Source organism: Pseudomonas sp. B414, from assembly GCF_055408445.1.
Map to the genome: position 1 here is coordinate 1 of NZ_JBUZTQ010000066.1, position 4,575 is coordinate 4,575.

Consider the following 4,575-nt stretch of genomic DNA (forward strand, 5'->3'; position numbering starts at 1 on the left):
TTATCCGAGCAGCTTTTGGCTGCTCGGGATGCGCTACCATGCGATTTTTTAAGGAGCCATCTCATGCAGCGTTTGGTAAAGCCGTCGGATTACGTCCTGCAGGACGTACTTGGCCAATCGATGTATCAGATTCCCTGGGAGCCCAGGCTCTGCCCGGGCAACCCTGCAGAAGATCCCGAGGCTGGCGCACTTCTTTACAACGCATTCGTCCAGGATCAGGCCAAAGGTGTTGTGCCGCGGACACCCGCCGAGCAGATGAGTGACATTCTGGATTGGGTTTTCGAAACGGCAGGCGAACCCGCCCGCAGCCTGGCCGCTGACTTGGCGGCAGCGTACCTAGGCAATCACGCCTTCCTGATCGATGATCTGGATGATTGGGACGCGGAAACCAAGTCGCATCGGGCGCACATGGTTTTTCATGGCGAGGACATTAGGGGACTTTCAGCGCGAACCGTCATGAAATTGCGGGCTCGAGCTGCCGCCGGATTTTAGCCGCGAAAATATCGTTAGACCGGTTGTTGCTACTAGTAACACGGGAGCGCATAACGAATAGAAAGGAACCCGCCCGGACGGGCCAAGAAGGTGTCGCAATGCGTATGACGTTTGGCAGTGCCTGCCGTAACGCGGGCCTTATGGCGGTGGTGTATTTCCTGTACGTGGGCTTCCAGAAGGGACACTTTGATGTCTTCGGCTGGTACGGGGTTGGGTGGTCGTGGGGGGACTGGCTAGTGTTGGCGGTGCTGACGGGGGTTTTTGGGGGCATTCTGTTTGAAGAATGGTGGGGGCAGCGCAAGCGTGCGAAGGCGAAGGCCCGCGAGCAGGGCGAAGACTTCCAATAACGCCGCGTATGTAAGTCGGACACAAAAAATCCCGCCAAAAGGCAGGATTTTTTGCTTCCGAACTCACCAATCTTCAGGGCGTTCCGCGTGCTGATGGAGAATTCGATATATCAGGATGGTATCCCCCTTCCGCGTGTAAATAGATCGATAGGGGTATTTCGAAATAATCAGTTCTCGGCAATCAGGGATATCCGAGGCTTTCCCTAACTGAGGAAAGGTCTCCAGTCGGGTTATGGCTTCCAGCACTTGGGAAATGACTTCCTCGGCCTTTTCAGCACCTAGACGCGGTTCGTAATGCTCGTAGATACCTTCGAGGTCACTGTCCGCTTTGCTGGTTAATGCGATTTTCGGCACGAGCCACCCACTTAGCCTTCACGGCATCCAAGTCGATTAGATTGCCTGCCTCAGCATCAGCGATCCCTTCGGCTACCGCTCGAAAATGCCAGGACTCTGACTCTACATAACGTGCCAATGCACGTTTGAGATGGTACTGACGATCCCGATCAGTTGCTTCAGCGAGCTGATCGAGCTGGTTAATCAGCTCCGATTCCACACGAAAAGACAGGACAGGCGAGGCCATGTTATCACTCCACACGATGTTGTCTACGATGTAGACGTTGTCTACTCATATTTGAGTATTCCACTATCAGTGGAATATCGCAACTATTTGCTAATCATTTATGAGCACTCACTATCATCGACCCAGTGCGAATAACGCCGCTTATGTTCAAAAGGCCCCCACACTTGAGAGAGTCGTGGGGGCCTTTTTTTCTGGGCACGGAAACCACACCCCTCCTACACTGGTACGCCAGACCCCACCTCTGTGGTTTTACGCACGGTGGGCCACTGACTCGGATAAGGACACCCCTGCCATGCCGTTACCCGTCACGCCGTCTTATGAGCGCCGTTTGCGCGACCTGCGCACGCTGTCCCCGGACACTGGCGCACTGCTTGAGCGCATCGCCCTGGAGCTGCAGCCGCAAGTGCTGGCCACCTCGATTGAGGCGTTGGAGGCGCAATTATTGGATCACCTGCAGGAAGTGGCTGAGCAGCAGACGCGCTGTGTAACTCGACTCTGGGACTGGTTAAACGCCGTGGTCGCCGCCGGAGCGCTGACGCCACCACAGGCGGCAGCGTTTGCCTGTGAAGCGGCCACCTTGGGCGGCCCGTCTGGCGTGGTACCAGAATGAGCAGCCGTGACGGTTCCACTGCTCACTACGGCTTAGAGCTCGGGCTAACGTGTTGGCATATTCAATGGGTTCTGGAGTATGAAGGCGTGACGTGCACGCTTTGCGGTGTCTGCCAAAGCGTCCAAGAGGCAGACATTCCTTTTGCTCATGTGGCAGGTTGCATCGGCGCAGCGGAAGTGGCACAGCACCCTTGGCGCGAGCTAGCAGCGGTTCTACGCCATTTGCCGGTCGTACTCGATAAATGATTGGCGAAGGAATTCACGAAGACGCGCTGCAGCACCTGGTGCAACAAAACGCGGTTAGGGAGTTTGTTGTGGGCCGCGATGCTAGCCGCACCAAGTGGACGTTTTCGGTACGCCTCGGCGGGCCGCACTCCCGGCTGATCGCGGTGCGCTCACGGCGCGAAGCGATTCGTACCTGGGCCAGCCTGACGGCAGTGGGGCGGTTTGCCGAAGGGCTCGGCGTGCGAGGCTTTGCGGTGGAACTATGAAGTTTCGCGCCCGCGAAACTGGCCACGGCTTTTAGTTATCGAGAGCGTCGAGCAAATTTGCCCAAGTAGGGGCTTCCCCTGGCTTCGCGTTGTGAGGCAATGCAGGTTTAGGCTCAGGTTTATGCTCGATCAGCCGAAGTGATTGTTGCAGCTCTTGTATCTCTGCACGCAGCAATCGAACCTCTTCAACCAACGAGTGTAGGGCTGGGTGTAAGGCGTCCATTTCAGGTGTAGGGGAAGTGTAGGGCGAGGGTGTCGGGTCAAGTGTAGGGCGGTGTAGGGTGATCCCCTGTGGTTCGCCATAAACGCGGATCATTTCTGATAGGTCGATAACCTTTTGCCCTTTACCGTCTAGGCCAGCAGTTACGCGGCCTTTAGACACGGCCTCATGCAATGTTGAACGGTGTAAACCGTAGAGTTTTGCCATGCGGCCGATGGTTAATTTTGCCATGTAGGGCAGTGTCGGGTTCTGTCTGTAGGGTGCCCTACAGTCTACTGCTATTTATGAGACTTAACCGACCATTCCCTAACGCGGTCCGGTGGACCTTGTTGGCTACCGTGCTGGTAGGCAGCACAGCTGCCAGACCCACACGGCAGCTTGTGAAAGACACAGGGTTTGCGCTGAGCGAGCAAACGCAATATCTTTGGGTAATAGATACATAGCATTAAAACGAAAAAACCCTGCCAAGGCAGGGTTTCATTCGGGCCAGCGGCGACGGCAATCGCTCTGGCCAAGGTCTCGGGGAATCTCTGCTTTTCGGTGCGGGGAACGAGACCTGGTAAGCCAATTCTGTCGGGAAAACTCCCGTCTGTCCAGCTTCCAGCCTCCCCCGACACCTCTTCCCGACGCTTGGAATCAAGATGCTTTGGGCCCGGGAAGTAATAGCTGCCGATCAAGGGGATCTCTTCACGGCAGCCGGTATAGCCGGTTAGGTGCGACCCGCAAGGGCGAGAAGGCAATGGCAGGGCAGCGTAAAAACCCAACCACGGGCGCTGTCACTGTCCTAAAACCCACCAACCGCCAGACGCCGAAGAGGGCAGGGGGCGCAGTGGTAAACAATCCCCGAAAGTCTGGAACGCCTGTTGGGAGTGGGAGCCGGGTGGTCGCACCTGGAACAAAATCCTCACTGCGTGGAGTCATGCGAGACGCTTTTTTTAAAAGCCGATCGTAGGGGCTCCCACGCCAGTGGGAGCCATCAAGTGCGTCGCGCAGCCATCATTATTGCCGCCAGTGGGCGGCCTTAGACTGGCGTCAGCCATCATTGCTCGTGCTCTTGTCTCTCAGGGTTATTACCCGCTTTGGATCTTTCCCAGCGAGTGGGGGTCCCCCTTTAGGGGGTCGAGCTGGTGAGCGCGTAGCGCGAATGCTCTTGGCTTTTTGCCCTTTTGTGCCTTTTCACCTTTATACCTTTATACCTCTCCTATTGGCGTTCTATTGCTGAAGCAATAGCCAACGCAATAGAACGACCAATAGAACGCCACATAGATAATCCAAGACAAAAGCAGAGCAACAGCGCGCCATCCCTACGGTCTGTCGTGGCCGCCCTGCGGGACGCCCAAACCTTCCGGGGGAGCGCCCCGTCAGGCTTTCAGGGTTCCGACTCGCTGCGCGAGCCTCCACCCTCTTTCCTCACCTGCGCCCTGAACGGGCTTGTCTCGAAAATTCACCCGCGTGCGCGCCCGGCAAAGCCGGACCAACCTGCATTCTGCAATTGCGCGACGTCTCGTTGCGGTCCTTTGTCCCTTTCTCGACTGCTACATCGCGAATCCAGGTTGGTCCGGTTTCACCTGACGCGCACGCAAGCGGTGCGGCCGGATGCTTCGCACCCTGGTTACGCCCTGAACGGGCTTCACCAGGGCAGACCGGAAAAATTTGGCCTGGGGGCCATTTTTCCTCCCCCCCCTCGTGGGCTCGGGAGGCGTCTGTCAGGCTGTTCACGCCACCAGAGGTGGCGGTTTATCCGAGCAGCTTTTGGCTGCTCGGGATGCGCTACCATGCGATTTTTTAAGGAGCCATCTCATGCAGCGTTTGGTAAAGCCGTCGGATTACGTCCTG

General features: G+C 56.8%; 7 protein-coding genes. 4 read left to right on the top strand and 3 right to left on the bottom strand.

Annotated features, from left to right (window positions below):
* The coding region (locus tag ACZRMH_RS25575) for a hypothetical protein (RefSeq protein ID WP_464015790.1) at nucleotides 1-492 on the top strand (492 nt) is incomplete at its 5' end.
* 98 nt (nucleotides 493-590) lie between these two features.
* Nucleotides 591-839: a hypothetical protein gene (locus ACZRMH_RS25580; protein WP_095003392.1), complete on the top strand. Its 249-nt coding sequence runs from the start codon at nucleotides 591-593 to the stop codon at nucleotides 837-839.
* A gap of 63 nt (nucleotides 840-902) precedes the next feature.
* Here ACZRMH_RS25580 and ACZRMH_RS25585 read toward each other — a convergent pair whose 3' ends face one another.
* Together ACZRMH_RS25585 and ACZRMH_RS25590 are read right to left on the bottom strand one after the other, a co-directional pair.
* The gene (locus tag ACZRMH_RS25585; RefSeq protein WP_084357101.1) at nucleotides 903-1,193 is read right to left on the bottom strand and encodes a type II toxin-antitoxin system RelE/ParE family toxin; all 291 of its coding nucleotides are present in this window, start codon (nucleotides 1,191-1,193) and stop codon (nucleotides 903-905) included.
* Nucleotides 1,156-1,419 carry a CopG family ribbon-helix-helix protein gene (locus ACZRMH_RS25590; RefSeq protein ID WP_010657468.1) on the bottom strand — a complete coding sequence of 88 codons (264 nt, stop codon included), beginning with the start codon at nucleotides 1,417-1,419 and terminating at the stop codon, nucleotides 1,156-1,158. The genes ACZRMH_RS25585 and ACZRMH_RS25590 overlap by 38 nt, the downstream gene beginning before the upstream one ends.
* Nucleotides 1,420-1,711: 292 nt before the next feature.
* Here ACZRMH_RS25590 and ACZRMH_RS25595 point away from each other — a divergent pair, with 292 nt between their 5' ends.
* Nucleotides 1,712-2,029 carry a hypothetical protein gene (locus ACZRMH_RS25595; protein WP_095019824.1) on the top strand — a complete coding sequence of 106 codons (318 nt, stop codon included), beginning with the start codon at nucleotides 1,712-1,714 and terminating at the stop codon, nucleotides 2,027-2,029.
* Nucleotides 2,030-2,270: 241 nt separating this feature from the next.
* Nucleotides 2,271-2,519, top strand: a complete 249-nt coding sequence (locus ACZRMH_RS25600; protein WP_095003394.1) for a hypothetical protein — start codon at nucleotides 2,271-2,273, stop codon at nucleotides 2,517-2,519.
* Nucleotides 2,520-2,550: 31 nt separating this feature from the next.
* Here the strand turns inward: ACZRMH_RS25600 and ACZRMH_RS25605 are convergent, their stop codons facing one another.
* Nucleotides 2,551-2,970 (bottom strand): hypothetical protein, encoded by a 420-nt coding sequence (locus tag ACZRMH_RS25605; protein WP_073510845.1) that lies wholly within the window; start codon nucleotides 2,968-2,970, stop codon nucleotides 2,551-2,553.
* Nucleotides 2,971-4,575 lie beyond the last annotated feature (1,605 nt).

What these genes read in the sequence shown, in the direction of transcription:
- ACZRMH_RS25600 (WP_095003394.1), top strand. Translation starts at nt 2,271, where the DNA reads ATGATTGGCGAAGGAATTCACGAAGACGCGCTGCAGCACCTGGTGCAA.
- ACZRMH_RS25580 (WP_095003392.1), top strand. Translation starts at nt 591, where the DNA reads ATGCGTATGACGTTTGGCAGTGCCTGCCGTAACGCGGGCCTTATGGCG.
- ACZRMH_RS25590 (WP_010657468.1), bottom strand. Translation starts at nt 1,419, where the DNA reads ATGGCCTCGCCTGTCCTGTCTTTTCGTGTGGAATCGGAGCTGATTAAC.
- ACZRMH_RS25595 (WP_095019824.1), top strand. Translation starts at nt 1,712, where the DNA reads ATGCCGTTACCCGTCACGCCGTCTTATGAGCGCCGTTTGCGCGACCTG.
- ACZRMH_RS25605 (WP_073510845.1), bottom strand. Translation starts at nt 2,970, where the DNA reads ATGGCAAAATTAACCATCGGCCGCATGGCAAAACTCTACGGTTTACAC.